The following is a 24,472-nucleotide window of genomic DNA, read 5'->3' as shown; positions in this document are numbered from 1 at the left end:
AGGGTCCAGTAGCCGCGTACGTCGTTGGCCAGGTCCGGGCGCAGTTGCGCGCGTAGGCCGGTGAGGGCGTCCTTCGGCACGTCGAAGACGACGACCCCGGCCGCCTTCTCGCCACCGTTCAGGGTCACCGACTGCATGCCGTCGTCGAAGCCGAACGGCAGCACCGGCTCGAACAGCGAACCGTCCTCGGCGACCAGCGCGAAATCGCAGTAGCAGGCGTACGTCTTGCCCGAGAGCACCTTCACCTCGACGGTCAGCGCCACGAACACGCCCTTGCGCGGCCTGACCAGCGAGCTGTCCGGCGCGACGGTGTGCCGGGCGGCCTTCGCCACGGTGTACGACACCCTGTTGCCGCCCAGCCCGCCGCTGGTGGTGATGGTCTGCCCCGCCTTCGCCGTCGGCGGACCCTGCGACGTCGCCGCCGAAGCGGGCGCCCCGGAGGGCGCGGGACCGTCGACGTCGGCCCGTTCCGGCTTGATGCCGCAGGCCAGTGCGGTCAGCGCGGCCAGGACCAGCACCGCGGTCAGCGCCGTACGCCCGGCGCGGGGGGTGGGGGCGGACACGCGAGCATCGTAGCCGCCACCGGTGATCACGTGCGGAAACCCGTTTGCCGCCCCTCGACCCGCCCCCTAACCTGGGCCTTCGGCGCGGGTCCGCGCCCATGATCATTCAAGTCGCCGGGCGATCCTGGTCGAGGGAGTGAGCGGCGATGCGGGTCGGGGTGCCTTCGGTGCTGCGGGAGGAGCCGCAGTTCGCCCGGTATTTCGCCGGGCAGATCCTGTCGGTGCTCGGGGACCGGATCAGCATGGTGGCGCTGCCGTTCGCGGTGCTGTCGATCGGCGGGACCGCCTCGGACGTGGGCCTGGTCGCCGCCGCCGCGCTCGTACCCTTCCTGCTGTTCGCCCTGGTCGGCGGCGTATGGGCCGACCGCCTGCCCCGGCACCGCGTCATGCTCGCCAGCGACCTGGTCCGCGGCGTGCTCCAGGCCGCCATCGCGGCGCTGCTGCTGTCCGGCACGGCGCGGGTGTGGCACCTGGCGGTGCTGATGGGCCTGTTCGGCATCGCCGACACCTTCTTCACCCCGGCGGCGACCGGGCTGATGCCGCTGGTGGTGAGCCCGCACCGGCTCCAGGAGGCGAACGCGCTGCGCGGCTTCACCTTCTCCACCGGTGTCGTCATCGGGCCGGTGCTGGCCGGGGCGCTGATCGCGGCGTTCGGGCCGGGCGGCGCGATCGCGCTGGACGCGGTGACGTTCTGGGTCAGCGCGTACTTCCTGGCCAGGCTGAAGCCGCGGGCGCCGGAGGGCGCGGCCGAGCGGGCGCCGTTCCTGCGGCAGCTGGTGGACGGGTTCGCCGAGGTGCGCTCGCGCAGCTGGCTGTGGGCGACGATGGGCGTGGTCTCGGTGTACCACGTGATCGTGCTGCCGTCGGTGTTCGTGCTCGGACCCGTCCTGGCCGAGCAGGAGTTCGGCGGCGCGGCGGGCTGGGCGGCCGTGGTGACCGGCTTCGGCGTCGGCTCGATCGCGGGCGACGTGGTCGCGCTGCGGGTACGGGTGCGGCGGCCGCTGATCGTGGCGGCGGTGGCGTTCGCGGTCGCGTCCTGCCAGGCGCTGATCATCGGCGCCGGGCCGAACCTGGCCGTGATCGCGGCGCTGGAGGCGGTCACCGGCGTCGCCGTGGCGCTGGCGTTCACGCTGTGGGAGACGGCGCTGCAGGAGCACGTGCCGCAGGCGTCGCTGTCGCGGGTCAGCTCGTACGACCACCTGGTGTCGACCGGGCTGATGGCGGTGGGGCTGGCCGTGGCCGGTCCGGTCGCGGACGCGTTCGGCATGCGCCCGACGCTGTTCGCGATGACGGCGGTCGGCGTGCCCGCCGCGCTGCTGCTGCTCGCGCTGCCCGCGGTGCGCGCCCTGCGCAGCGCCTCCGCCGAGCCCCGGGTGGCCGCCGCGACCGCCTGAGGCCGGGCGGCTCGGTAGGGTGGGCCGGTGACCGAGGTGACCGAGGACGCCGTCTTCCGCGACGAGGACTGGTACGGCGACGAGTTCGTCGAGCGCCGCTTCGTGCGCTGCTCCTTCCACGAGGTGGACCTGACCGAGGCGGTGACCCGGGGCGCGGTCTTCGAGCAGTGCGTCTTCGGCAACGTCAAGTTCAACGCCTCGCACCACACCGACTCGGCGTTCCTGCGCTGCACGTTCACCCGGTGCAACCTGTTCGAGGCCGAGTTCAACGGCTGCAAGCTGGTCGGCAGCACGTTCGTCGAGTCCGTGCTGCGGCCGCTGCGGGTCGTGGGCGGGGACTGGTCGTTCGTGGGTATGAACGGAGCCGACCTGCGCCGCGCCAGCTTCGACGGGGTACGCATGCGCGAGGTGGACCTCAACGGGGCCGACTGCACCGGCGCCGCCCTGGTGAACGTGGACCTGTCCGGGGCGCACCTGGCCAAGGCGAAGTTCGGCAAGGCCGACCTGCGCGGCAGCGACCTGACCGCGTTCATCCCCGGTGAGCTGGAGTTGAACGGGGCCGTCATCGACGACGCGCAGGCGATCGTCATCGCGCAGACGCTGGGCCTCGTCGTCCGCTGACCCCCCGTAGCGCTTCCGGTACTTTTCCGGGACTGGCCCTGGACACGCTCCGATAGTTTCCGGAACTTGTTGACTTGGCATGGGTGCGGCCGAACAATTGGGAGCGCTTCCATTGATGTGTGCCGTGTCCGGTCGCGACCGACCCCGCTGCTGCCCCGATCTGCCCGGATCGGTGCCGCACCGCTCCCTACGGGGGTCGTCCGCGGCCGGCGCGGCACAGCTGCCCCGTCCCTAGGAGGAAAGACGATGACGCATCGCAGCGTCCCGGTCGTCAGATCACGCCGCCTCGCACCCGTCGCCGTCGCGGCGCTGCTGGCGGCGTTCGCCGTACCGGTGCTGGCGGCCGAGCCCGCCCACGCCGCCACCCCGCTGCGGACCCTGGCCGCCGCGAAGAACAAGTTCATCGGCTTCGCGGCCGCGACCGGCCCGCTGGCCAACGAGTCGGCCTACCGCACCATCGCGCAGACCGAGTTCAGCCAGGTCACGCCCGAGAACGCGATGAAGTGGGACGCGACCGAGCCCAACAGCAACCAGTTCAACTACAGCGGCGCCGACCAGATCGTCGCCTTCGCCGCCGCCAACAACCAGGTCGTGCACGGCCACACCCTGGTCTGGCACAGCCAGACCCCCAGCTGGGTGCAGAGCCTGGGCGCCTCGGCGATGCGCACCGCCATGAACAACCACATCGCCAACGTGGTCGGCCACTTCGCCAGCAACCCCGTCGTGCAGTCCTGGGACGTGGTGAACGAGGTCTTCGACGAGAACGGCGGCTACCGGAGCAGCTTCTGGTACAACACGCTGGGCGCGAGCTTCATCGCCGACGCGTTCCGCGCCGCCCGCGCGGCCGACGCCGACGCCAAGCTCTGCATCAACGACTACAACGTCGAAGGCGTCAACGCCAAGAGCACCGCGATGTACAACCTGGTGAGCACGCTCAAGGGCCAGGGTGTGCCGATCGACTGCGTGGGCCTGCAGACGCACCTGTCGACGCAGTACGGCTTCCCCGGCGACATGCAGCAGAACATCGCCCGCTTCGCCGCGCTGGGCGTGACGGTGCGGATCACCGAGCTCGACATCCGCATCCCGATGCCGCGCACCTCGGCCAAGGACGCGACCCAGGCGCAGTACTACACCAACGTGGTCAACGCCTGCCTGGCCGTGAGCGCCTGCACCGGCATCACCATCTGGGGCTTCAGCGACAAGTACTCGTGGGTGCCCGACACCTTCCCCAGTGAGGGCGCGGCGCTCATCTACGACGAGAACTACCAGGTGAAGCCGTCGTACACGGCGGTCTACAACGCCCTGGGCGGCGGCCCCGACAACGACACCACGGCACCGTCGGCGCCCGCCAACCTGGCCGCCTCCGGCACCACGTCGACCAGCACCGCGCTGTCCTGGAGCGCCTCGACCGACAACGTGGGCGTGACCGGGTACGACATCCTGCGCGCCCCCGGCACCTCGGGCGGCACGTTCGCGGTGGTCGGCTCCTCGACCACCACGTCGTTCACCAACACCGGGCTGACCGCCTCCACCTCGTACCGGTACCAGGTGCGGGCCAAGGACGCCGCGGGCAACACCTCGGCGGTGTCCAACACCGTCACGGTCACCACCTCCGGCGGCACCGGTGACACCACCGCCCCGTCCGCCCCCGCCAACCTGGCCGCCACGGGCACCACCTCGTCGAGCGCCGCGCTGTCCTGGAGCGCCTCGACCGACAACGTGGGCGTGACCGGGTACGACATCCTGCGCGCCCCCGGCACCTCGGGCGGCACGTTCGCGGTGGTCGGCTCCTCGACCACCACGTCGTACACCGACAGCGGGCTGTCGGCCGCCACCTCGTTCCGGTACCAGGTGCGGGCCAAGGACGCGGCGGGCAACCTCTCCGCGGTGTCCGGCACCGTCACCGTGACCACGCAGCCCGGCGGCGGCACCGGCGGCTGCTCGGCCACCGGGACCGTGCAGACCTCCTGGGGCAACGGCTACGTGGTCGACCCGGTGACCGTCAAGAACACCGGCACCGCCACGATCACCGGCTGGACCGTGACGTTCACGCTGCCCGCCGGCCACACGATCACCGGCAGCTGGAACGGCGCCGTCACCGTCAGCGGCCAGAACGTGACCGTCAAGCCGGTCGGTTGGAACGCCACGGTCGCGCCCGGCGCCAGCGTCTCGTTCGGGTTCCAGGTCAGCCGCCCGAGCGGCAACACCGCCACGGCCGGCGGCTTCGCCTGCACCACGCCGTAGCCCTCGGCTGCGGGGCCGGTCTGCGCTGATCGGAGCGCAGGCCGGCCCGTGTTCGGACCGCTCCCCGAGCGGACGGCCCACCACTGCCCGGGTGGGCCGTCCGCGTGCGCGGCTACCATGCCCTTGCGGCAGAGCAGCCGCGAACAGGAGGAGCCGGCATGCGCGTGTTCACGTCCCCCGACGACCTGGCGGCCGCGATCGGCGAGGAGATCGGGCCGGGTCCCTGGCACCGCATCGAGCAGCAGCGGGTGGACGCGTTCGCCACCGCGACCGGCGACGACCAGTGGATCCACATCGACCCCGCGCGCGCCGCGCAGGGCCCGTTCGGCGGCACGATCGCCCACGGCTACCTGACCCTGTCGCTGCTGCCGCTGCTGGTCCGCGACCTGTACCGCTTCGACGGCGTCGCCATGGCCGTCAACTACGGCCTCAACAAGGTGCGCTTCCCCGCCCCGGTCCGCGTCGGCGCGAGCGTACGGCTGAGCGCCCGCTTCCTCTCCGTGGAGCCGGTCACCGGCGGCGTCCAGCTCGCCGCCCAGATGACCATGGCCACCGACGCCGGCGACAAGCCCTGCTGCGTAGCCGAAACCCTCACCCGCCTCCACTTCCGCCCCTGACCCAGCCGCAAGGAAGGGCCCCTTCTTATCGCTTTCCGTAGTAGAGGGGCCCCTTCTTAACGTGCGTCTCTTGGGGGTGGGGTGCGGTGTTCCGGGTGGGGCTGAGAGTGAAGAAGGGCCCCTTCTACATCGCAAAGCGATAAGAAGGGGCCCTTCCTTTCCTCGGGTCCGGGGGTCAGGTCCAGTGGAGGGTGAGGAGGAGGTCTAGGAAGTCGGCCAGGCGGAGGGGGGCGCGGCAGACCAGGCGGTGGCGGGCTGTGCCGTCGCTCCAGCAGGCCTCGAAGCCGCGCCAGGTCGTCCCGGCGCTGATCCGGACCCGGAAGTCGCCCAGGTTCAGCTGCGCGAGCTGGCGCTCGGGGGTGTGCTCGCCCCATCCGAGCATGGTGTGCAGGTGCAGCTCGACGGCGCCACGGGTGTAGGTGGTGTACCGCTCGGCGGCGGTGGCGATCCGGCTGCGCTCGATCCAGTCCGCGGGCAGCCGCGGCAGCGCCGGCTCCGGCGCGACGGCGGTGCGCGTGGCGGCGGTGAGCAGCGGCATGTCGGCGGCGCACGCGGCGGCGGCTCGGCTGAGCAGGTCGGCGCGGCGGCCTGCGTCGCGCAGCTTGGGGGCGGAGGTCTGCACGCTGTGCTCCATGGGTAGTGGAGGTGTGCCGCGCGTACGCCCCGGGTGAGCGCGGTACGCGACGGAGTCGGCCGATGCGGCCGCCGAGCCCGACGCTGCGCTCTCCCACCAGTTCACACCATCCCCACGGCTACCGCCGCCCCAGCCCACCCCTCGGGACCAGCTCCCTTCCGCGCGCCTGCTGCCGTGCGTGCAGTTTCGGGGAGAGCGCACGAATCTTGGCCGTCGTTCGAGCACTCTCCTCGAAACTGCACCCGACCTCGGGGTGGGGGAGGTGCGGACGGGAGGTCCGGCGGCGGAGAGGGGGATAAACTGCGGAAATGGAGACGACGCGGGCACGCGTCGGCGATCCGCTGGCGCACATCGATCTGGGCAGGCTTCGCGCGGACCTACGGTCCGTGCAGCGGCTCGGCACCTCCGGCGGCGCGTTCAACGCGTGCGCCGTGAGCGCCGAGATCCGCCAGGCCTACCGCACCGCTCTGGCCGCACGCGACGACGCGGCGGCCTACCTGCACGGCAGCCGGGTCTGGTCCCGGGCGGACCTCGCCGAGGCGATCTGCGCCTACAGCGAGCACGAGGGACGACCACGCCTGGTCGCGCAGTGGTGCGCGACCACCGCCCCGCAGCACCTGTACGACGCCGGCCACGAGCTGCTGCGCCGCCAGCAGGTCGTCACCGAGCTGCGCGAACTGCTCACCGAGGCGCGCCGGACCGCGATCAGGCAGCTCAACGAGGCGCGGCTGCCGCTGCCCGACGATCCGCTGGCGCGGGCGCGCAAGGCCACCGACGTGATCTTCTTCGCCCGCCACCACCTCGACTACATCGCCGCCAACCGCAACCTGTACGCGGCCAACCTGGTCGTGCACCACGGCTGGGACCTCGACGAGGTCATCGAGGTGGCGGGCGCCGACCCCGGCGAGGTCGCCGACGCCTTCGCCGAGGCCCGCGAGCACCCGCCCTCCGACGCCGACGCCCGGACGGTGCGCGAACTCGCGCTGATCACCGCCGCGATCGCGGCGCGGATCGAACACTGGGAGTCCGCCCGCGCGGAGGCGATCGCCGACTGCCTGGCCACCGGTCTCGACACCGAACGCATCGCCGTCCCCGTGCCGGTCTGACTCCGTCGCGCCGCCCCACCCCCGGCCGCCGCCGCGCTCCGCACCCGCGGGGCGCGCGGCGTGCAGCGTGCGTGGCTGCAATTTCGGGGAAAGTGCAGGAATTCGAGCCAAGATTCGTGCACTTTCCCCGAAACTGCACCGTCGGCGCCGCGCGGGGCGGCGGGGCGGGGCGGCGGGGCGGGGGCGGGGTCAGCGGATGCGGCGCATGGCGGAGAGCCAGCGGTCGGGGTCGGTGGCCTTGCGGCGGAGGTACTCGGCCACCTCGGGGTGGGGTAGGACGAGGAAGCGGCCCTCGGCGAGGGCGGCGACCGTGGTGTCGGCGACCTCTTCGGGCTCCAGGATGGCCCCGGCGCGGGCGACGGCCAGGGCGGCGGGGCTGCCCGCGGCCAGGCCGTCGGTGAGCAGCGGGGTGCGTACGCCCTGCGGGCACAGCACGCTGACGCCGATGCCCCGGTCGCCGTAGGTGATGGACAGCCACTCGGCGAAGGCGACCGCGGCGTGCTTGGTCACCGCGTACGGGGCGTCGCCGGGGGAGCTGAGCAGCCCGGCCGCCGAGCAGGTGTGCAGCAGCCAGCCGTGGCCCCGGTCGAGCATGCCCGGGAGCACCGCGCGGGCGGAGTGCACGTGCGCCATGACGTTGACCGACCAGGCGGCTGCCCATACCGCCGGATCGGCGTCGAGGCCCGCGCCGGTGCCGATGCCCGCGTTGGCGCAGAACAGGTCGATGCGGCCGAAGTGTTGTTCGGCGGCCCGTACCAGGGCGGTGACCTGCTGCTCGTCGGCGACGTCGGCTTCGACGGCGATGGCGGGGGTGCCGGCGGCGGTCAGCTCCCCGGCCAGCGCGGCGAGCGGGGTGCCGGGCCGGTCGGACAGGCACAGCCCGGTGGCGCCCTCGGCGGCGAAGCGGCGGGCCAGGGCGGCGCCGATGCCGCCGGTGGCGCCGGTGATGACGACGGTGGAACCGGCCACGCGCATGTGCCCACTCCGTTCGTTGGGGAGGCCGGGCGGTTGACAGCGGGCGGCGGGCTGCCGCAAGCTCCATACCGACCGGTCGGTCTGGTGGGTAACGTAGGCCCCGACCGCGCGTGCGTCAAACATCGACGTGGAGGCAGGACAGGTGGAGACGGGTCTGCAGGGCAAGACGGCGCTGGTCACGGGCGCCTCTCGCGGGATCGGCAAGGGCATCGCGACCGCGCTGGCGGCCGAGGGCGCCAACGTGGTGCTGGTGTCGCGGCGGCAGGAGTCGCTGGACGCGGTCGCGGCGGAGCTGGCGGAGGCGTACCCGAAGGCGGGGGTGTTCGCCAAGGCCGCGCACGTCGGCGAGCCCGAGCAGGTGCAGGAGTGCGTCGCGGCGGCCGTCGAGCGGTTCGGCACGGTGGACGTCCTGGTCAACAACGCGGGGACGAATCCGTACTTCGGGCCGCTGGTCGACATCAGCGTCGGGCAGGCGGAGAAGACGGTCCAGGTCAACCAGCTGTCGATCGTGCTGTGGACGCAGGCGGTCTGGCACGCCTCGATGGCGCGCAACGGCGGCAGCGTCGTCAACATCGCCTCGGTCGGCGGCCTGGTCACCGAGCACGGCATCGGCTACTACAACGCCACCAAGGCGGCCGTCATCCACCTGACCAGGCAGTTCGCGGCGGAGTTGGCGCCGTCGGTGCGGGTCAACGGGATCGCGCCGGGCCTGGTGCGCACCCAGCTGGCCCGCGCGCTGTGGGAGCCGTTCGAGGAGCAGATGAACGCGGTGCTGCCGCTGGGGCGCATCGGCGAGCCGGAGGACATCGCCTCGGTGGCGGTGTTCCTGGCCGGATCGGCCTCGGGCTGGATGACCGGGCAGACCCTGACCGTGGACGGCGGTTCGCTGATCCGCACCTCGGTGACCGTGGGATGACCGGCCGCTGGGAGATCACCGTCCCGCTGCCGGGGGTGCCGCTGACCGAGCACCGGCGCCTGCTGCCGCTGCTGGCCGAGCTGGGCTACACGGGGGTATGGAGCGCCGAGACCAACGGCGTGGACGCGTTCACGCCGCTGGTGCTGGCCGCCGAGCATGCCCCGGCGCTGCGCCTGGGCACCGCCATCGCACCCGTGTACACCCGGGGGCCGGGCCTGCTCGCGATGACCGCCTCCGCGCTGGCGCAGCTCGCGCCGGGCCGGTTCGCGCTGGGCATCGGCGCCAGCTCGCCGGTGATCGTGGAGGGCTGGAACGCGGCCGCGTTCGACCAGCCGTTCCAGCGCACCCGTGACACGCTGCGGTTCCTGCGCGCCGCCCTGGGCGGGCAGAAGGTCGACCAGGCGTACGACACGTTCGGCGTACGCGGGTTCGCCCTCGATCCGGCGCCCGCCGAGCCGCCGCGCATCCTGCTCGCCGCGCTGCGGCCCGGAATGCTGCGCCTGGCCGGGCGCGAGGCCGACGGGGCGATCACGAACTGGCTCGCCGTCGAGGACGTCCCGAAGGTGCGCGCCGAGCTGGGGCCGAAGGAGCTGGCCGCGCGGATCTTCGTGTGCCCGAGCGAGGACGCCGACGCGGTCCGGGCGCTGGGCCGGCGGCTGATCGCGGCGTACCTGACCGTGGGCGTGTACGCGGCGTTCCACGAGTGGCTGGGGCGCGGCGAGCAGCTGGCGCCGATGCGGCAGGCGTGGGCGGCCGGGCAGCGCAAGGAGGCCGCCGCCGCCGTTCCCGACGAGGTGGTCGACGCGCTGATCGTGCACGGCTCCTACGCCCGGTGCCGCGAGCACGTGGCCCGCTACGCCCAGGCCGGGATCGACACCCCGGTGCTGGCGCTGGTGCCGCTGCCGGGGCTGGACACCGAGCGCGCCGTACGAGAGCTGGCCCCGAGATGACCGAGTACACGGACCCGCCCGGCATCGACACGGTCCGGCTCGCGGCGTACCTGCGCGGGGGCCTGCCGACCGCCGACCAGCAGGCGGAGCTGGCCGGGCCGCTGCGCGGGGAGCTGATCGAGGGCGGCCGGTCCAATCTCACGTACCGGCTCACCGACGGCGCCACCCGCTGGGTGCTGCGCCGCCCGCCGCTGGGCCACGTGCTGCCCACCGCCCACGACATGGGCCGGGAGTACCGGGTGATCCGCGCGCTGCGCGACACCGGCGTGCCCGTTCCCGGCACCTGGCTGCTGTGCACCGACGCCGAGGTGATCGGCTCGCCGTTCTACCTCATGGACGAGGTGCCGGGCGTGGTGCTGCGGGGCGAGGGCCACGACCCGCTCACCCCCGAGCAGGCCGAGCGCTGCGGCCGGACACTGGTGGACGTGCTGGTCAGGCTGCACGCCGTCGATCCGGCGCAGGTGGGCCTGGCCGACTTCGGCAAGCCCGAGGGCTACCTGGTGCGCCAGGTCGCCATCTGGCACAAGCAGTGGCAGCGCTCGGTGACCCGGGAGCTACCGGGCCTGCAGCGGCTGCACGACCGCCTGGCCGCGGCCGTGCCCGACTCCGGCCGCGCCGGGATCGTGCACGGCGACTACCGGCTCGACAACGTCATGTTCGACCGGGACGTCACCCGGATGCTGGCGGTGCTCGACTGGGAGATGTGCACCCTGGGCGATCCGCTGGCCGACGTGGGGCTGCTGCACGTGTACACGGTGCTGGCCGAGCGGGGCGCCCGCCCCGGCGGCGGCCTCGCCCCCGGCAGCGGCTTCCCGTCGGCCGGCCGGCTGACCGCCTGGTACGCCGAGGCGACCGGCGTCGACCTGGCGCAGCTGGACTGGTACATCGCGTTCGCGTACTACAAGCTCGCGATCATCCTGGAGGGGATCCACGCGCGGTTCCTCGCCGGGAAGACCGTGGGCCGGGACTTCGAGACGGTCGGCGCGATGGTGCCGACCCTGGTGGCACAGGGACTTTCGGCAGCAGGGGAGTGATCATGGAATTCGCGATGGACGAGCGTACGGCCCAACTGGCCGAGCAGGTGCGCGCCTTCCTCGACGAGGTGGTGTACCCGGCCGAGGCCGAGTTCGAGGCCCAGATGGAGGCCGAGCCGGACCGGTGGGACTCCCCGCCGCTGATGGCCGACCTCAAGCGCGAGGCGCAGCGACGCGGCCTGTGGAACCTGTTCCTGCCCGACGCCGAGCACGGCGCCGGCCTGACCAACCTGCAGTACGCGCACCTGGCCGAGCTGTCCGGCCGCAGCCCCCGGCTGGCCCCGGAGGCGATGAACTGCGCCGCCCCCGACACCGGCAACATGGAGCTGCTGGCCCAGTTCGGCACCCCCGAGCAGCACGACCGCTGGCTCAAGCCGCTGCTGGCCGGGCAGATCCGGTCCTGCTTCTCGATGACCGAGCCGGAGGTGGCCTCCTCCGACGCCAACAACATCGCGCTGCGGATCACCCGCGACGGCGACGAGTACGTGGTGCACGGGCGCAAGTGGTGGTCCTCGGGGGCGATGAACCCGCGCTGCGAGGTCTCCATCGTCATGGGCGTGTCCGACCCGGACGGCCCGCGCCACCGCCGCCACAGCATGGTGCTGGTGCCGCTGGACACCCCCGGGGTCACCCGGCTGCGCTCCACCCACGTCTTCGGGTACGACGACCGCAGCCACGGCGGCCACGCCGAGATCGAGTTCGACCAGGTCCGGGTGCCGGTCGCCAACCTCGTCGGCGGCGAGCACGAAGGCTTCGCCATCGCGCAGGCGCGCCTGGGTCCGGGCCGCATCCACCACTGCATGCGCCTCATCGGTATGGCCGAACGTGCCCTGGAGCTGATGTGCCGCCGGGTGCTGTCCCGCGACACGTTCGGCGGCCCGATCGCCGACAAGGGCGTGGTGCAGGAGTGGATCGCCGACGCCCGGATCGAGATCGAGCAGGCCCGGCTGCTGGTGCTGAAGACGGCCTGGCTGATGGACACCGTCGGCAACCGGGGCGCCCGCACCGAGATCGCCGCGATCAAGGTGATCGTGCCCGCGATGGCCTGCCGGGTCGTCGACCGGGCCATCCAGGCCCACGGCGCGACGGGTGTCTCCCAGGACACGCCGCTGGCCTCCCTGTACGCGCACGCGCGTACCCTCCAGATCGCGGACGGGCCCGACGAGGTGCACCGCCGCACGGTGGCGCAGCGGGAGTTGGCACAGTACCGATGACGGGAGACGGTGTGGCGGGTCGGCGGCAGGGGGTGCGCGAGCGGGTGCTCGCCGCCGCGGTGGAGCTGTTCGCCGGGCAGGGCTACGACGCCACGTCGGTGCAGCAGGTGGTGGAGCGCGCCCAGGTCACCAAGGGCGCGCTCTACCACTACTTCAGCTCCAAGGACGACCTGCTCTACGAGATCTACCACCACCTGATCTCGCTGCAGCTGGCCGAGCTGGACGCGATCGTGGCCCGGGACATGCCCACGGCCGACGCCGTCGGCGCGGTCATCGCCAGCCTGGTCTCCACCACTGCCGCGCACGCGCAGGAGGCGGCGGTCTTCGGCCGCGAGATGCACCGCCTGGACAAGGAGCGCCGCGAGGCGATCCGGGGCGACCGGCGCCGCTACCACGAGACGTTCCGCGCGGTCATCGACCGGGGCCAGGCGCGCGGCGAGCTGGCCGCGGTCGCCTCGGCCGAGACGGTGACGCTGATGGTGTTCGGCATGGTCAACCAGATCCCGGTCTGGTACCGCCCCGACGGCCCCAAGGACGCCGACCAGCTCACCCGCGAGGTCACCGACTTCGTGCTCGCCGCGCTGCGCCCGGCCTAGGGCCGCCTCCTCCGTTCGGGGCTTCCGGCAACCGGCTCGCCGCTGTTTGCTGTACCACGTGTCCTGTTCGGATGGAGGCGGCGCGTGGCAGTGAACCAGAGCATGCCCGCACTGCGTAGGCGGATCTTCCTCATCGGGCTGCCCATGGCCGGTGGCGCGGGCCTGGTCGTGCACATCCTCACCGACGTCTCGCTACCGCTGGCGATCGGTGGGTTCGCGCTGCTGGGCGCGGCCGTGTTCGGCTTCGTGCTGTCGCGCACGGACGCGGCCGGGCGCCGGGCGCTGCGCCGCCGCGCGGGCGTCGGCCTGCTCGCGGGCATCGTCGGCACCCTGGCGTACGACGCGGCGCGCTACGGCGTGGTGGCGCTGTTCGACATGTCGTTCAAGCCGTTCCACGTGTTCCACATCTTCGGCGAGCTGTTCGTCGGCCCGAACCACCCCGACGCGCTGATCTTCGCGGTCGGCACGCTGTACCACCTCTCCAACGGCACCTTCTTCGGCCTGGCGTACACGCTGGTCTTCAAGCGGCCGTCCTGGTGGACCGGCGCCCTGTGGGGCATCGGCCTGGAACTGTGCATGGCTTTCCTCTACCCGACCTGGCTGCGGATCCAGATGCTCAACGAGTTCCTGGAGATCTCCGCCCTCGGCCACGTCGTGTACGGCTCCACCCTCGGCATCGTGGCCGCCGCCGGCATCCGCCGCCTGGCCGCCCGCGCCGACTCCGCACCGGCGGCCGCGCCGGTCGAAGCCCCGAACCCCTCGGAGGTGCCGTGAACAGGCTGGTAGACGTCCTGTGGCTGCAGGTCCCCGCCGCCACGCGGCGGCTGTGGCTGACCCTGGGCGCGATCACGGGCGACGGCGCGTACCTGCGCGCCTGGCCACCGCTGGCGCTGGCCGCGCCGCTGAGCGGGTTCGCGCTCGGCGCGTTCCTGGGCCTGATCCACCCCGGCACCGTGTACACGTACTCGTTCTTCGTCGTGGCGTTCATGGTGCTGGCGGCGGGGGCGGGCGCGGCGGTCGGGCTGTGGACCTGGGCGGGGTACACGCTGGTGGACCTGGCCGTCACCGACCGGACCGGCCTGCCCGGCTTCTGGTACTACGGCGACGCGATCGACCGGGTCACCACCGGGTACGTCCCGCTGGCGATGTCGTACCTGCTGCTGGCGAGCCTGCTGGTGCTGGCGCCGCTGCTCGGGTCGGGCTTCGCGGCCCGGACCGCGCAGGTGGTGCGCCGGAGCAACCCGGACCTGGCACTGGCGGCGGGGCAGGGGATCTACGTGCTGGTGGTCGCCGGGTACACCTACGCCTGGGCGCACGCCACCCCGTTCATGATCCGTCCGCTGTGGAGCTTCGCCGGGCAGGTGCCCGACACCGCCGCGGTGCAGCCGATCCAGGGCAACGCGTTCTGGCTGGCGGCGTTCGCGGGGTTCGCCGCGGTGGTGCGCAGCGCGGCGATGCTGGTGGCCGCGCGCAAGCCGGTCCGGCCGCCCGCGGTCGCGGTGGCCGCGCCGAAGCCGCCCGGCGCGCTTCCGGACGTGATGCGGCTGGTGCTGCTGCCCGCGCAGGCCCTGTTCGTCACGCTGCTGCTGTCCGGCCTGGTCAGCAACATCTTCCTGGGCGTGCTGGTGTGGGTGCTGCTGACCGGCATCCTGCTGCTGCGGGTCGCGGTGGTCCCGCTGATCCCGGTGTATCCGGCGCTGGTGGCCAAGGTGCCGCTGCTGGTGCGCATCGGCGTCTGCGTGCTGTTCAGCTACCTGTCCACCGCGCTGATCGTGCAGCCGTTCGTGGACCAGGGCGAGAGCTCGTTCACGCCGCTGGTGATCTCGATCTTCCTGTCCTTCATCGTGTCGGTGTTCCTGCTGCCCGGCCCGCGCCTGACCTTCGGCCGCCTGCGCCAGCCGTCCGCCCCGTCCGGCCCGACCGGCCCGCCGCCGATCGCGCCGACCGCCGCGCCCGCGCCCGGTCCGGCGGTCGCGCCGCCCTCCGGGCAGGACGAGCCGCCGGCGTTCCCGCCGCCCGGCACGGCCGGATTCGCGGCGCGCATCGCGCGGCGGGTCGCCCTGGCCGGTGCGATGCTCGTCGCGCTGGTGGCCGGTTGGGCCGCTCCGGCGTTCGCGGACAACTGCTCCGGGCTGACCGACTGCTCCTTCGGGGTCAAGGTCGCGCTGGTAGTGGGCGCGATCGCGCTGATCGCGCTGGCGGTGTTCCTGCTGCCGGAGATCCTGGCCGGGGCCGGGCTGGCCGAGGCCGCCGCCATCGCCGAGGCGGAAGCGACGGCCGCCGCGGCCGCCGAAGCCGCGGCCGCTGCCGAAGCAGCCGCTGCGGCCGAAGCGGCTGCTGCCGCTGCCGAGGCTGCTGCTGCCGCCGAAGCCGCCGCTGCTGCGGAAGCCGCTGCTGCCGCCGAGGCCGCGGCGGCGGAGGCGGCCGCTGCCGAAGCCGCTGCTGCGGAAGGGGCTGCTGCGGAAGGGGCTGCGGCCGAGGGCGCGGCGGCCGGGGAGGGCTTCTCCGAAGAGGTGATGGAGCAGGCCTTCGAGTACGCGAACACCGAGACCAAACTGGCGCACATCATCGACCCCGCCAAGCACAACCTGCAGCCCCTGGTCGAGGCGGCGGGCGGACGCTCGGAGGCGATGAAGGCCCTGGTCGACAGCCTGTCCGGCGGCTTGCCCGAGGGTAAGTTCGTGGTCACTCGCGTCATCGACGGTCTCACGGTGACAATCCGGGGTGCCGTGGTGGACGGCATCCCCAAGATCGGCACTGCCTTCATTCCGTGATCGACAGCTGGAAGGAACGAACCATGAGCGACGCGACCGGACGGCCGCTGACCGACGAGGAGCGGGCGGTGCTGCGCCACCTGCTGTCGGCCCCGTTCAAGGGCGCCGAGGTGCTGCGCGACCAGGCGGAGGCGGCGATGGCCGAGGGCTCCTGGGCCGACGGCGACGGGCCGAGCATCGACCTGGTCGTCCCGGAATCGGCGCCGGCGGCCCCGCTGGCCGACGGCCTGGTCCCGGTGGACGCGGCGGTGACCGGCCCGGACGGCGGGTTCGCCGGGGAGCTGCTGCTGTGGCTCCAGGACGGCCGCCTGGCCGCGCTGGAGTACGCCTGGGTCACCGACGAGGCCCCGGTCGCCCTGCCCGCCGTCTCCGAGATCACGGTCACGGCCCAGTAGGTACCACGCGCGCGAGCTCACACCTCATGGGGTGTACGTACACCCCATGAGGTGTGAGCTGCGGCGAATGCGGCACCGCCGGGGCCGGTCGTGGCGAGACTGGGAGGATGAGCGGGGTACCGATCGGCGCGCACGCGCTGCTGTCCGACTGCCACAGCGCGGCGCTGGTGACCCGGGACGGGTCGGTCGACTGGCTGTGCTTCCCCCGCTTCGACAGCCCCTCGGTGTTCGGGCGGCTGCTCGACGACGGCGCCGGGCACTGGTCCATCACCCCGGTGGGCGAGCACCGCACGCTGCGCGGATACGCCGATCAGACGCTGGTGCTGGAGACCACCTTCCACACCTCGACCGGCACGGCCGTGCTCACCGACGCGCTGGCGACGGGGGAGGGCAACCACGGCCACGCGCTGGGCCAGGGCGCTCCGCACCTGCTCATACGCGGGCTGCGCGGGCTGGACGGCGAGCTGGAGTTCGACCTGCACTTCCGCCCCCGCCCCGAGTACGGGCTGCTCCAGCCGCTGCTGTCGAGCACCGAGGGCGGCGTGACGGTCCGGGGCGGCGCGGAGTGGCTGGTGCTGTCGAGTCCCGTACCGATGGAGCTGGAAGAGGGGGAGGCGCGGGCCCGGCTGACCGTGCGGGGCGGGCAGGAGCTGTGGTTCGCGCTGCACCGCTCGACGCTGGAGCAGCGGCCCGCCCGGGTCTGGTCCGAGGAGGAGATCGCCGCCCGGATGGCGGGCACGATCGAGTCCTGGCGCTCCTGGTCCAAGCTGCACCAGCGGTACGAGGGCCCGTGGCGCGAGCTGGTGCACCACAGCGGCCGGGTGCTGCAGGGGCTGACGTTCCAGCCCAGTGGCGCGATCGTGGCCGCGCCGACCACGTCGCTGCCCGAGGAGGTGGGCGGCGAGCGCAACTGGGACTACCGGTACTCCTGGGTGCGCGACGCCAGCTTCACCATGCAGGCGCTGTGGGTCGCCGCCTGCCCCGACGAGGCCGAGAGCTTCTTCGCCTTCATGACCACCGCCGCCGCCGGGACGCTGTCGGCCGACCGCCCGCTGCAGATCATGTACGGCGTCGGCGGCGAGCACGACCTGTCCGAACGCACCCTGCCACGCCTGCACGGCTGGCGCGGCAGCCGCCCGGTCCGGGTCGGCAACGGCGCCTGGGACCAGCAGCAGATCGACGTGTACGGCGAACTGCTCGACGCCGCCTACCGGCTCGAACGGCACATCGAGACGATGGACGACGACATGCGGGCGTTCCTCGTCGCCCTGGCCGACACCGCGGCCCGCCGCTGCCACGAGCCCGACCAGGGCATCTGGGAGGTCCGCGGCGGTCCGCGCCACTTCACGTACTCGAAGGTGATGTGCTGGGTGGCGCTGGACCGGGCGATCCGCCTGGCCGACCGGCTCGGCTCCGCCGACCGGGTGCCGGCCTGGACCCGGGCCCGCGACGAGCTGCACGCCACCGTGCTGAGCGAGGGCTGGAACGAGCGCGTCGGCGCGTTCACGCAGTACTTCGGCGGGGACGAGCTGGACGCCTCCTGCCTGATGCTGCCGATCACGGGCTTCCTGCCCGCCACCGATCCGCGCGTGGTCGCCACCGTCGAGGCGATCGCCGACCGGCTCACCGACGAGCGCGGCCTGGTCTACCGGTACCGGGCCGAGGCGGGCGTGGACGGGCTGGCCGGCGGCGAGGGCACCTTCCTGCTGTGCACGTTCTGGCTGGCCCAGGCGCTCGCCGAGGCGGGCCGGGTCAACCGGGCCGTGGAGGTGTTCGAGCGCGCCGCCGCGTACGTCAACGACGTGGGGCTGCTGGCCGAGGAGGTCGACCCGGACAGCGGTGAGCTGCTGGGCAACTTCCCGCAGGCGTTCAGCCACATCGGTCTGGTCAACGCGGCCTGGGCTGTCGCACAGGCCCGGCAGCGCGCGGCACTGTGAGCATAATCCCTGGTGGCGGGTGGTCCGCTTGCGAATGTGGCGCGGTCGCCTACCGTCGGATCCGTGACCCCCGAATCGCATCACGAGCCGGACCCGCAGACCCGCGCCCGGCTGCTGCGCCTGCGGCAGGATCTGGACTGGCGCATCGACGACCTCGGTGAGGGCCTGGCCGAGCTGGAGGCGCGCCACGGCGACGCCGACGAGCACGTGGCGCGGCTGCGGCGCCGTACCCTCTGGGCGGTGCTGACCAGGCCCCTCGGCCTGCGCCAGGCCCGCCTGGCCCGCTGGCAGCGCGAGTCGGCGGCGACCGGGCAGCTGGCGGTCGAGCAGCACGCCGAGCGCCGCCGCCTGGTCCACGCCCGCTACGAGCTGGAACGCAGCCTGCTGGGCGACCGCGCCCCGGGCGGCGGCCCGGCCGCGCCGCCCGCCGACCCGGCCGACCCCCGCGCGCAGGCGCGGGTGGCCGGGCAGGCCGCGCTGGCGGAGGCGGAGGTGTTCGCGGCGCGGACGCGGCGCATCCTGCGCTGGTCGATCGCCGAGCTGGGCGTGCTCGCGCTGAGCGTGCTCGTGCTGCTGGTCGCCCGGCAGTGGTATGCGGCGGTGCTGCCCGCGGCGCTGCTGGCCGGCGTGCTGAAGTACGGCGGGGTGGACCAGGTGACCGCTCAGGCGTGGCTGGTGCGGCGCCGGGTCGACTGGTTCGGCCGCAAGCTGGTCGACGCGGGCGAGCCCGAGCTGGCGCTGCGGGTGCCGCTGGTCGACGCGGCGAAGCCGGACACCTGGATGTGGTGGGAGCTCGGCGAGCTGCTGCCCGTCCGGCGCATCAAGCGGGCCTGCCGCGAGGCCAACGCGCTCGCCGCGCTGCTGCGGGTACGGGTAGCGGCAGTGGAGGCGGTTGTGCCTTGATTTCTGAAGTCAAGTAGGCCGACGACTTCAGAAACGGTGCTACGGTCCGGGTATGACCAGCATTGATCGTACCCGGGTCGAGCGGCTCGTGGACCGGGAACGCGAGCGCTACCGCGCCGAGCACCCGCGCTCGCTGGAGCTGCACCGGTCCGCCGACCACCTGTTCGGCCGGGTGCCGATGACCTGGATGAGCAAGTGGGCGGGCGGCTTCCCGATCGCGTACGCCGCCGCGCACGGCAACAGGATCACCGACGTCGACGGCCGGTCCTACCTCGACTTCGCCCTCGGCGACACCGGGGCGATGGCCGGGCACAGCCCGCAGCCCACGGTCCGCGCGGTGGCCCGGCGGCTGGGCACCGACGGCGGCGCCACCACCATGCTGCCCACCGAGGACGCCGAGTGGGTCGGCGCGGAGCTGGCCCGCCGCTTCGGGCTGCCGAAGTGGTCGTTCACGCTCAGCGCCACCGACGCCAACCGCTGGGCGGTCCGGCTGGCCCGGCTGGTCACCGGCCGGCCGAAGCTGCTCGTCTTCTCGTACTGCTACCACGGCTCGGTCGACGAGACCTTCGTCGTGCTCGGCCCCGACGGCCGGGCCGCGAGCCGGCCCGGCAACGTGGCCCCGGCGGTGGACCCGACCACGACCACCCGCGTGGCCGAGTGGAACGACCTGGCCGCCGTGGAGCGGGAACTGGCGCACGGCGACGTCGCGGCGATCCTCACCGAGCCCGCGCTCACCAACATCGGCATCGTGCTGCCCGAACCCGGCTTCCTGGCCGGCCTGCGCGAGCTGGCGACCCGGTACGGCGCGCTGCTGATGATCGACGAGACGCACACCTTCTCGGCCGGCCCCGGCGGCATGACCGCGCGCGACGGCCTGCGCCCCGACGTCTTCGTCATCGGCAAGGCCATCGGCGGCGGCATCCCGTGCGGCGCGTACGGCCTGTCCGACGAGGTCGCCGACGCGGTGCACCGGCGCGCGAGCAGCGGCGAGGCCGACATCGTCGACGTGGGCGGGGTCGGCGGCACGCTGGCCGGCAACGCGCTGTCGCTGGCGGCGATGCGGGCCACGCTGGGCGAGGTGCTCACCGACGACGCGTTCGCGCACATGATCCGGCTGGCCGGCACGTACACCGAGGACGTGCGGCGGGTGCTGGAGACCGCCGACGTGCCCTGGTCGGTGACGCAGCTCGGGGCGCGGGCCGAGTACCGGTTCACCCGGCCCGCGCCGCGTTCGGGCGGGCAGTCCGCCGCGGCCGCCGACGACCTGCTCGACGAGTACATGCACCTGTACACGCTGAACCGGGGCATCCTGATGACGCCGTTCCACAACATGGCGCTGATGTGCCCGGACACCTCCGACGCCGACGTGGCCTGCCACGCCGAGGTGTTCGAGTCGGCCGTGGCCGAGCTGGTGGCCTGAGGTGGAGCTGGACGCCACCGACCGGGCGCTGATCCGGCGGCTGCAGGCCGACGGGCGGGCCTCGTACACCGAGCTGGGGCAGGAGGTCGGGCTGAGCGGACCGGCGGTGCGCCAGCGCATCCAGCGGCTGACCGACAGCGGCGTGGTGCAGATCGCCGCGGTCACCGATCCGCTGAAGATCGGGCTGCCGGTGATGGCGCTGATCGGCATCCGCACCAGCCGCAGCGCCGACGAGGTGGCGGCCGCGCTCGGGGCGATCGACAGCGTGGTCTACCTGGTGGCCACCGCCGGGTCGTACGACCTGTTCGCCGAGGTGGTGTGCGCGAGCATGGGCGAACTGTCGGCGATCATCAACGACCGGATCCGGGCCGTGGACGGGGTCGAGGCGATCGAGTCGTTCCCGTACTTCGGCATCCACGTGCACCGGTTCACCTGGGGCGTGCCGGGCTGAGTCAGCCCGCGCGCTCGGTGCCGGTGAGGGCGGCGAACACGACGGTGCTGCTCAGGTAGCCGCGCTGGGTGGCGTCGTAGGCGCCGCCGCAGGTGACCAGGCGCAGACCCATGTCGTCGCTGGTGCCGTACACCCGGGTCGCCGGGAACTCGGCCTTGGGGAACGAGCGCACCTTGACCACGCTGAACACCGCGACGGTGCCGTCCATCCGGACCACCTCGACCCGGGTGCCCGAGGCGAGCCGGCCCAGGTCGTAGAAGACGGCCGGGCCGCTGGCGCGGGTGTCGACGTGGCCGACGATGACGGCGTTGCCGCGCTCGCCCGGACTCGGGCCGTACCGGTACCAGCCGGTCAGGTCGGCGTGCGTCAGCTCGGGGACCTGCAGCGTGCCGTCGGTGTTGGTGCCGACGGTGACCACCACCGCGTCCACGTCGATCGCCGGGATGCGCACCCGCACCGGCACCGACCGCTCCATCGGGCGGACGCCGCGCGCGTCGGGGCGGCGGTCGGTGTCCCCGGCCTGGTACCGGCCGCCGTCGGCGGCCGGTTGCGGCGGCGGCTTCGGCGCGGTCAGGAACGCCGCGGCCAGCAGCACCAGCCCGGCCAGCGCGCACAGCAGCACCAGCGCGGTCGCGGGCACCCGGCCGTCGCGCCGGCGGCCGCCCGCGCGGTGGCGGCCGAGCAGCACCTGCACCGGCACGGGGACCTGTGTGGACACCGGCACCAGCGCCCGGCTGCTCGGCGCTTCTGGGTGGGGCGTCGCGTCGGGGCGGGACCAGGGCGCCGGCTCAGGCGCAGTGGTTGCCACGGTACCTCCGGCGCAGCAGGAGACCGGCGCCCGCGCCGGAGGCCAGCACCAGGCTGCCGCCCACGGCGAGCAGCACCCGGTTCGGTCCGCCGGAGGTGGAGCCGCCGCCGCCTGCGGGCGCGCCGGTCGGCGACACGACCAGGCTGCCGGTGCCGGTCTCACCGTCGCCGCAGGTGACCTCCAGCGGGTACGTCCCCGGCAGGGTCGTGGCCGGCACGGTCAGCGAGGCCGCGAACGCCCCCGGCCCGCCCTCGGTGTAGCCGTCCAGGTTGATCTCCGACGGGCCGCCCCAGCTCGTGCCGCTGAGCGCGGCCGAGGTCGCCCCCGCGCCGCAGTAGGCCGCGACGGTGAACACCCCGCCGGGGGCGACCGCCGACGGGTTGACGGTGACGTCGGCGGCGCCGAACGCCGCGGCCGGAAGCGCCAGTGCCGCCGCCGCGGCACCGATGGCGCCGGTCATCGCCGTACGCCGAGCGAGTGTGCCCATGGCCGATCCCCCCGAATGTGCCGATCGTATGGGTACACCAAATCATCTCTTATCGGACTTCGCTCATGTATTGGCCGAGTTCGTCGTGATGAGAATCGACTCGATCCACGCCGGAGGCCGCGGCGGCGCGTCGCCGACCAGCCCCGCCACGATCCGGGTCCGGCTCAGCGCCGCCTCCGGCCACGGCGTGTACCCGTCGGTGAGCACGATGACGATGTGCGGCGGCTGCGGCACCGCCAGCGCCGCGGCCACCCCCACCCGCATGTCCGTGCCCCCGCCGCCCGCGAGCACCACCTCGCCGACGTTGGACACCCGGCGCGTGGCGTGCACGTCGGCGTCGCAGGCCAGCACCGTGACCCGGTTGCCGCGTACGCCCACCGCACGCAGCACCCCCGAGACCTCGCCCATCACCGCGGCCAGGTCGTCGGAGGACATCGAACCCGAGGTGTCCACCACGATCGCCACGCGCGGCAGCGGGGCGCGCAGGCTCGGCAGCACCACCCCGCGCAGCGCCGCCCCGCGCCGCGACGGCCGCTGGTACGTGTAGTCCACCGCCCCGCTCGCCCAGGCCGCCGCCTCGCGCACCGCGCCGGTCAGCGCCTGCCGCCAGTCCACCACCGGCTCCAGCACCTGCTGCGCCCAGCGCTGCCAGCCCGCCGGCAGCCTGCCGCGCGAACGCTGGTGGCCGCGCATCGCGTGCGCGGTCTGCCGCCGGATCGCGTCGGCCTCCACCCCGGGCACCCCGGCCGCCGCCGCCTCGTCCAGCTCCCACGGCATCGGCGTCCCGTGCGCCCCCGACCCGCACTGCACCTGCACGTAACAGGTATGCGGCACCGACGGCAGGTACTGCTCGAACAGCTGCCCGGTGGGCAGCCCCAGCGCCTTCGGGTCGACCCGGTCGGCCGGCAGCGGCAGGCCGTCGTCGAGCAGGTCGTCGTTGATCTCGCAGTCCTGCGCGACGTTGAGCCGGTGGTGGTCGCGCCGGTCGGCGACCGGCAGCCGGTCGGACCGGCCGTGATGGTCGCGCAGCAGGTGCGCGACCTCGTGGATCCATACCGCGGCCAGCTGCTCCACCGGCGTCTCGGCGACGAACCGCGGATTGGCGTAGCAGCGCCAGTGCCGGTCCACGCCCATCGTCGGCACCTGCTCGCTGGCGATGATGGTGAGGCTGTACAGGGCCGTGGCCAGGTACGGCCGGTCCTGCGCGGCGCGCAGCCGGGCGGCCAGCAGCCGGGTGCGGTCCAGCCCGCCGGTCATCGCCCGGACAGCATTCCGGACAGGCTCAGCACCTCGATGAAGGCGTCGATCGAGTCCGGCACCGGCCAGTCGGTGTCGCGCATCGCCGCCAGGTCCAGCGCCGCCCGCGCCGCCACGTCCGGCACGCCCGCCTCCACCGCCTTGGCCAGCACCACCCAGCCCGCCTCCCAGCGCTTGCGGGTCACCTCCGCCTGCACCGCCGCGACCACCGCCGTCAGGAACGCCAGCTGCCGGTCACCGCGCTCCGGCAGCGTGAACGCCTCCGGGTCGGCCAGCACCCGCTCCGGATCGGGCAGATCCAGCTCCTGCAGGTACGTCGTGAACTCCAGCCCCGGCCCGTCGCCCACCGCGCCGATCACGGCGGTGGCCAGCGCGTCGCGGCTGGTGTCGGTGCACAGGTGGAACGCCAGCAGCCGCAGCGCCATCTCCCAGCTGCGCGGCGACGGCCACGCCCCGCCCCGGCTGTCGGCGTCGGTCGGCAGGTGGTGCACCAGGCCCGGCCGGGCGGTCAGGAAACCGGCGATCGTGCCCCGCGCCCGCGCCACCGCCCCCGCCGCCCGCGACGGGATGACCGAGGGCACCGTGATCGCGGGCCACGTCCCGGCCAGGCCGCGCGCGACCGCCTTCGGGTCGTGCGTCCAGTGCAGGTGCACGAACCGGTTGGCCAGCGGCGGGCTCAGGTGCCAGCCGTCGGCGGCGCTGGCGGGCGGGTTGGCCGCCGCCACGATCCGGATCGAGGCGGGCAGCTCCAGGCTGCCGACCCGCCGCTCCAGCACCACCCGCAGCAGCGCCGCCTGCACCGCCGGGGGCGCCGACGACAGCTCGTCGAAGAACAGCAGGCCCCGCCCGGTACGGGCCAGCCGCACCGCCCAGTCCGGCGGCGCCATCGGCACCCCGTCCACGGCCGGGTTCTCCCCGACGATCGGCAGCCCGGCGAAGTCCGACGGCTCGTGCACGCTGGCGATCACCGTCTCCAGCGGCACCCCCAGCCCGGCCGCGAGCTGCTGCAGCGTCGCGGACTTGCCGATGCCCGGCTCGCCCCACAGCAGCACCGGCAGGTTCGCCGACACCGCCAGCGCCAGCGCCTGGGCGCGCGGATCGGTCACCGGCTCGCTGCGCCACGACCGGGTCCGCCCGATCAGCTCATCCGCCGCCAGCAGCGGGTCATCCAAAGCC

The 24,472-nt window shown here is 73.6% G+C and carries 24 protein-coding genes; 17 read left to right on the top strand and 7 right to left on the bottom strand.

Going from position 1 to position 24,472, the window contains the following annotated elements:
• A partial coding sequence (locus QEZ54_RS16170; RefSeq protein ID WP_281305416.1) for a DUF4352 domain-containing protein occupies window positions 1–563 on the bottom strand: 563 nt, incomplete at its 3' end.
• Between the two features lie 146 nt (window positions 564–709).
• Between QEZ54_RS16170 and QEZ54_RS16165 the strand changes: the two genes are divergently transcribed.
• The 4 genes from QEZ54_RS16165 to QEZ54_RS16150 all read left to right on the top strand — a co-directional run bounded on the left by QEZ54_RS16165 (window position 710) and on the right by QEZ54_RS16150 (window position 5,439).
• Window positions 710–1,957 (top strand): MFS transporter, encoded by a 1,248-nt coding sequence (locus tag QEZ54_RS16165; protein ID WP_281305415.1) that lies wholly within the window; start codon window positions 710–712, stop codon window positions 1,955–1,957.
• Between the two features lie 27 nt (window positions 1,958–1,984).
• Window positions 1,985–2,578 (top strand): pentapeptide repeat-containing protein, encoded by a 594-nt coding sequence (locus QEZ54_RS16160; RefSeq protein WP_281305414.1) that lies wholly within the window; start codon window positions 1,985–1,987, stop codon window positions 2,576–2,578.
• Between the two features lie 246 nt (window positions 2,579–2,824).
• Entirely contained in the window at window positions 2,825–4,822 is a 1,998-nt protein-coding gene (locus QEZ54_RS16155) for an endo-1,4-beta-xylanase (protein WP_281305413.1), read from the top strand.
• 158 nt (window positions 4,823–4,980) lie between these two features.
• Window positions 4,981–5,439 (top strand): MaoC family dehydratase, encoded by a 459-nt coding sequence (locus QEZ54_RS16150; protein WP_281305412.1) that lies wholly within the window; start codon window positions 4,981–4,983, stop codon window positions 5,437–5,439.
• Between the two features lie 175 nt (window positions 5,440–5,614).
• Here QEZ54_RS16150 and QEZ54_RS16145 read toward each other — a convergent pair whose 3' ends face one another.
• Window positions 5,615–6,061 (bottom strand): hypothetical protein, encoded by a 447-nt coding sequence (locus QEZ54_RS16145; RefSeq protein ID WP_281305411.1) that lies wholly within the window; start codon window positions 6,059–6,061, stop codon window positions 5,615–5,617.
• A 320-nt stretch (window positions 6,062–6,381) separates the two neighbouring features.
• Between QEZ54_RS16145 and QEZ54_RS16140 the strand changes: the two genes are divergently transcribed.
• Entirely contained in the window at window positions 6,382–7,179 is a 798-nt protein-coding gene (locus tag QEZ54_RS16140) for a hypothetical protein (RefSeq protein WP_281305410.1), read from the top strand.
• 189 nt (window positions 7,180–7,368) lie between these two features.
• Here QEZ54_RS16140 and QEZ54_RS16135 read toward each other — a convergent pair whose 3' ends face one another.
• The gene (locus tag QEZ54_RS16135) at window positions 7,369–8,154 is read right to left on the bottom strand and encodes an SDR family oxidoreductase (RefSeq protein WP_281305409.1); all 786 of its coding nucleotides are present in this window, start codon (window positions 8,152–8,154) and stop codon (window positions 7,369–7,371) included.
• 142 nt (window positions 8,155–8,296) lie between these two features.
• Between QEZ54_RS16135 and QEZ54_RS16130 the strand changes: the two genes are divergently transcribed.
• From QEZ54_RS16130 to QEZ54_RS16075, 12 genes are all read left to right on the top strand, one after another.
• Window positions 8,297–9,070 (top strand): SDR family oxidoreductase, encoded by a 774-nt coding sequence (locus QEZ54_RS16130; RefSeq protein WP_281305408.1) that lies wholly within the window; start codon window positions 8,297–8,299, stop codon window positions 9,068–9,070.
• Window positions 9,071–9,084: 14 nt separating this feature from the next.
• Window positions 9,085–10,020 carry an LLM class F420-dependent oxidoreductase gene (locus QEZ54_RS16125; protein WP_281305432.1) on the top strand — a complete coding sequence of 312 codons (936 nt, stop codon included), beginning with the start codon at window positions 9,085–9,087 and terminating at the stop codon, window positions 10,018–10,020.
• Window positions 10,017–11,054 (top strand): phosphotransferase family protein, encoded by a 1,038-nt coding sequence (locus QEZ54_RS16120; protein WP_281305407.1) that lies wholly within the window; start codon window positions 10,017–10,019, stop codon window positions 11,052–11,054. The genes QEZ54_RS16125 and QEZ54_RS16120 overlap by 4 nt, the downstream gene beginning before the upstream one ends.
• A gap of 2 nt (window positions 11,055–11,056) precedes the next feature.
• Entirely contained in the window at window positions 11,057–12,268 is a 1,212-nt protein-coding gene (locus tag QEZ54_RS16115) for an acyl-CoA dehydrogenase family protein (RefSeq protein WP_281305406.1), read from the top strand.
• The gene (locus tag QEZ54_RS16110; RefSeq protein ID WP_281305405.1) at window positions 12,265–12,864 is read left to right on the top strand and encodes a TetR/AcrR family transcriptional regulator; all 600 of its coding nucleotides are present in this window, start codon (window positions 12,265–12,267) and stop codon (window positions 12,862–12,864) included. The genes QEZ54_RS16115 and QEZ54_RS16110 overlap by 4 nt, the downstream gene beginning before the upstream one ends.
• An 84-nt stretch (window positions 12,865–12,948) precedes the next feature.
• Entirely contained in the window at window positions 12,949–13,638 is a 690-nt protein-coding gene (locus tag QEZ54_RS16105) for a hypothetical protein (RefSeq protein ID WP_281305404.1), read from the top strand.
• Window positions 13,635–15,638, top strand: coding sequence for a hypothetical protein (locus QEZ54_RS16100; protein ID WP_281305403.1), 2,004 nt, complete (start codon window positions 13,635–13,637; stop codon window positions 15,636–15,638). The genes QEZ54_RS16105 and QEZ54_RS16100 overlap by 4 nt, the downstream gene beginning before the upstream one ends.
• Window positions 15,639–15,661: 23 nt before the next feature.
• Window positions 15,662–16,033: a hypothetical protein gene (locus QEZ54_RS16095; RefSeq protein WP_281305402.1), complete on the top strand. Its 372-nt coding sequence runs from the start codon at window positions 15,662–15,664 to the stop codon at window positions 16,031–16,033.
• Between the two features lie 107 nt (window positions 16,034–16,140).
• A complete protein-coding gene (locus QEZ54_RS16090; protein WP_281305401.1) occupies window positions 16,141–17,970 on the top strand; it encodes a glycoside hydrolase family 15 protein in 1,830 nt (609 codons plus the stop codon).
• A gap of 63 nt (window positions 17,971–18,033) precedes the next feature.
• A complete protein-coding gene (locus tag QEZ54_RS16085; RefSeq protein ID WP_281305400.1) occupies window positions 18,034–18,873 on the top strand; it encodes a hypothetical protein in 840 nt (279 codons plus the stop codon).
• Window positions 18,874–18,925: 52 nt separating this feature from the next.
• Window positions 18,926–20,293, top strand: a complete 1,368-nt coding sequence (locus QEZ54_RS16080) for a transaminase (protein WP_281305399.1) — start codon at window positions 18,926–18,928, stop codon at window positions 20,291–20,293.
• Window position 20,294: 1 nt separating this feature from the next.
• Window positions 20,295–20,744, top strand: a complete 450-nt coding sequence (locus QEZ54_RS16075; RefSeq protein ID WP_281305398.1) for an Lrp/AsnC family transcriptional regulator — start codon at window positions 20,295–20,297, stop codon at window positions 20,742–20,744.
• Between the two features lies 1 nt (window position 20,745).
• Here QEZ54_RS16075 and QEZ54_RS16070 read toward each other — a convergent pair whose 3' ends face one another.
• From QEZ54_RS16070 to QEZ54_RS16055, 4 genes are all read right to left on the bottom strand, one after another.
• On the bottom strand, window positions 20,746–21,462 hold the full coding sequence (locus QEZ54_RS16070; RefSeq protein ID WP_281305397.1) for a class F sortase: 717 nt from the start codon (window positions 21,460–21,462) through the stop codon (window positions 20,746–20,748).
• 70 nt (window positions 21,463–21,532) lie between these two features.
• Window positions 21,533–22,039 carry a hypothetical protein gene (locus QEZ54_RS16065; protein WP_281305396.1) on the bottom strand — a complete coding sequence of 169 codons (507 nt, stop codon included), beginning with the start codon at window positions 22,037–22,039 and terminating at the stop codon, window positions 21,533–21,535.
• Between the two features lie 63 nt (window positions 22,040–22,102).
• Entirely contained in the window at window positions 22,103–23,296 is a 1,194-nt protein-coding gene (locus QEZ54_RS16060; RefSeq protein ID WP_281305395.1) for a VWA-like domain-containing protein, read from the bottom strand.
• Window positions 23,293–24,468 (bottom strand): AAA family ATPase, encoded by a 1,176-nt coding sequence (locus QEZ54_RS16055; RefSeq protein ID WP_281305431.1) that lies wholly within the window; start codon window positions 24,466–24,468, stop codon window positions 23,293–23,295. The genes QEZ54_RS16060 and QEZ54_RS16055 overlap by 4 nt, the downstream gene beginning before the upstream one ends.
• Window positions 24,469–24,472: the final 4 nt, after the last annotated feature.

It is taken from the genome of Catellatospora sp. KI3 (assembly GCF_029948125.1).
In the GTDB taxonomy this organism is placed as follows: Bacteria; Actinomycetota; Actinomycetes; order Mycobacteriales; family Micromonosporaceae; genus Catellatospora.
Note: the sequence above shows the minus strand (reverse complement) of the source record. Positions and strands in the feature narration are given on the sequence as shown.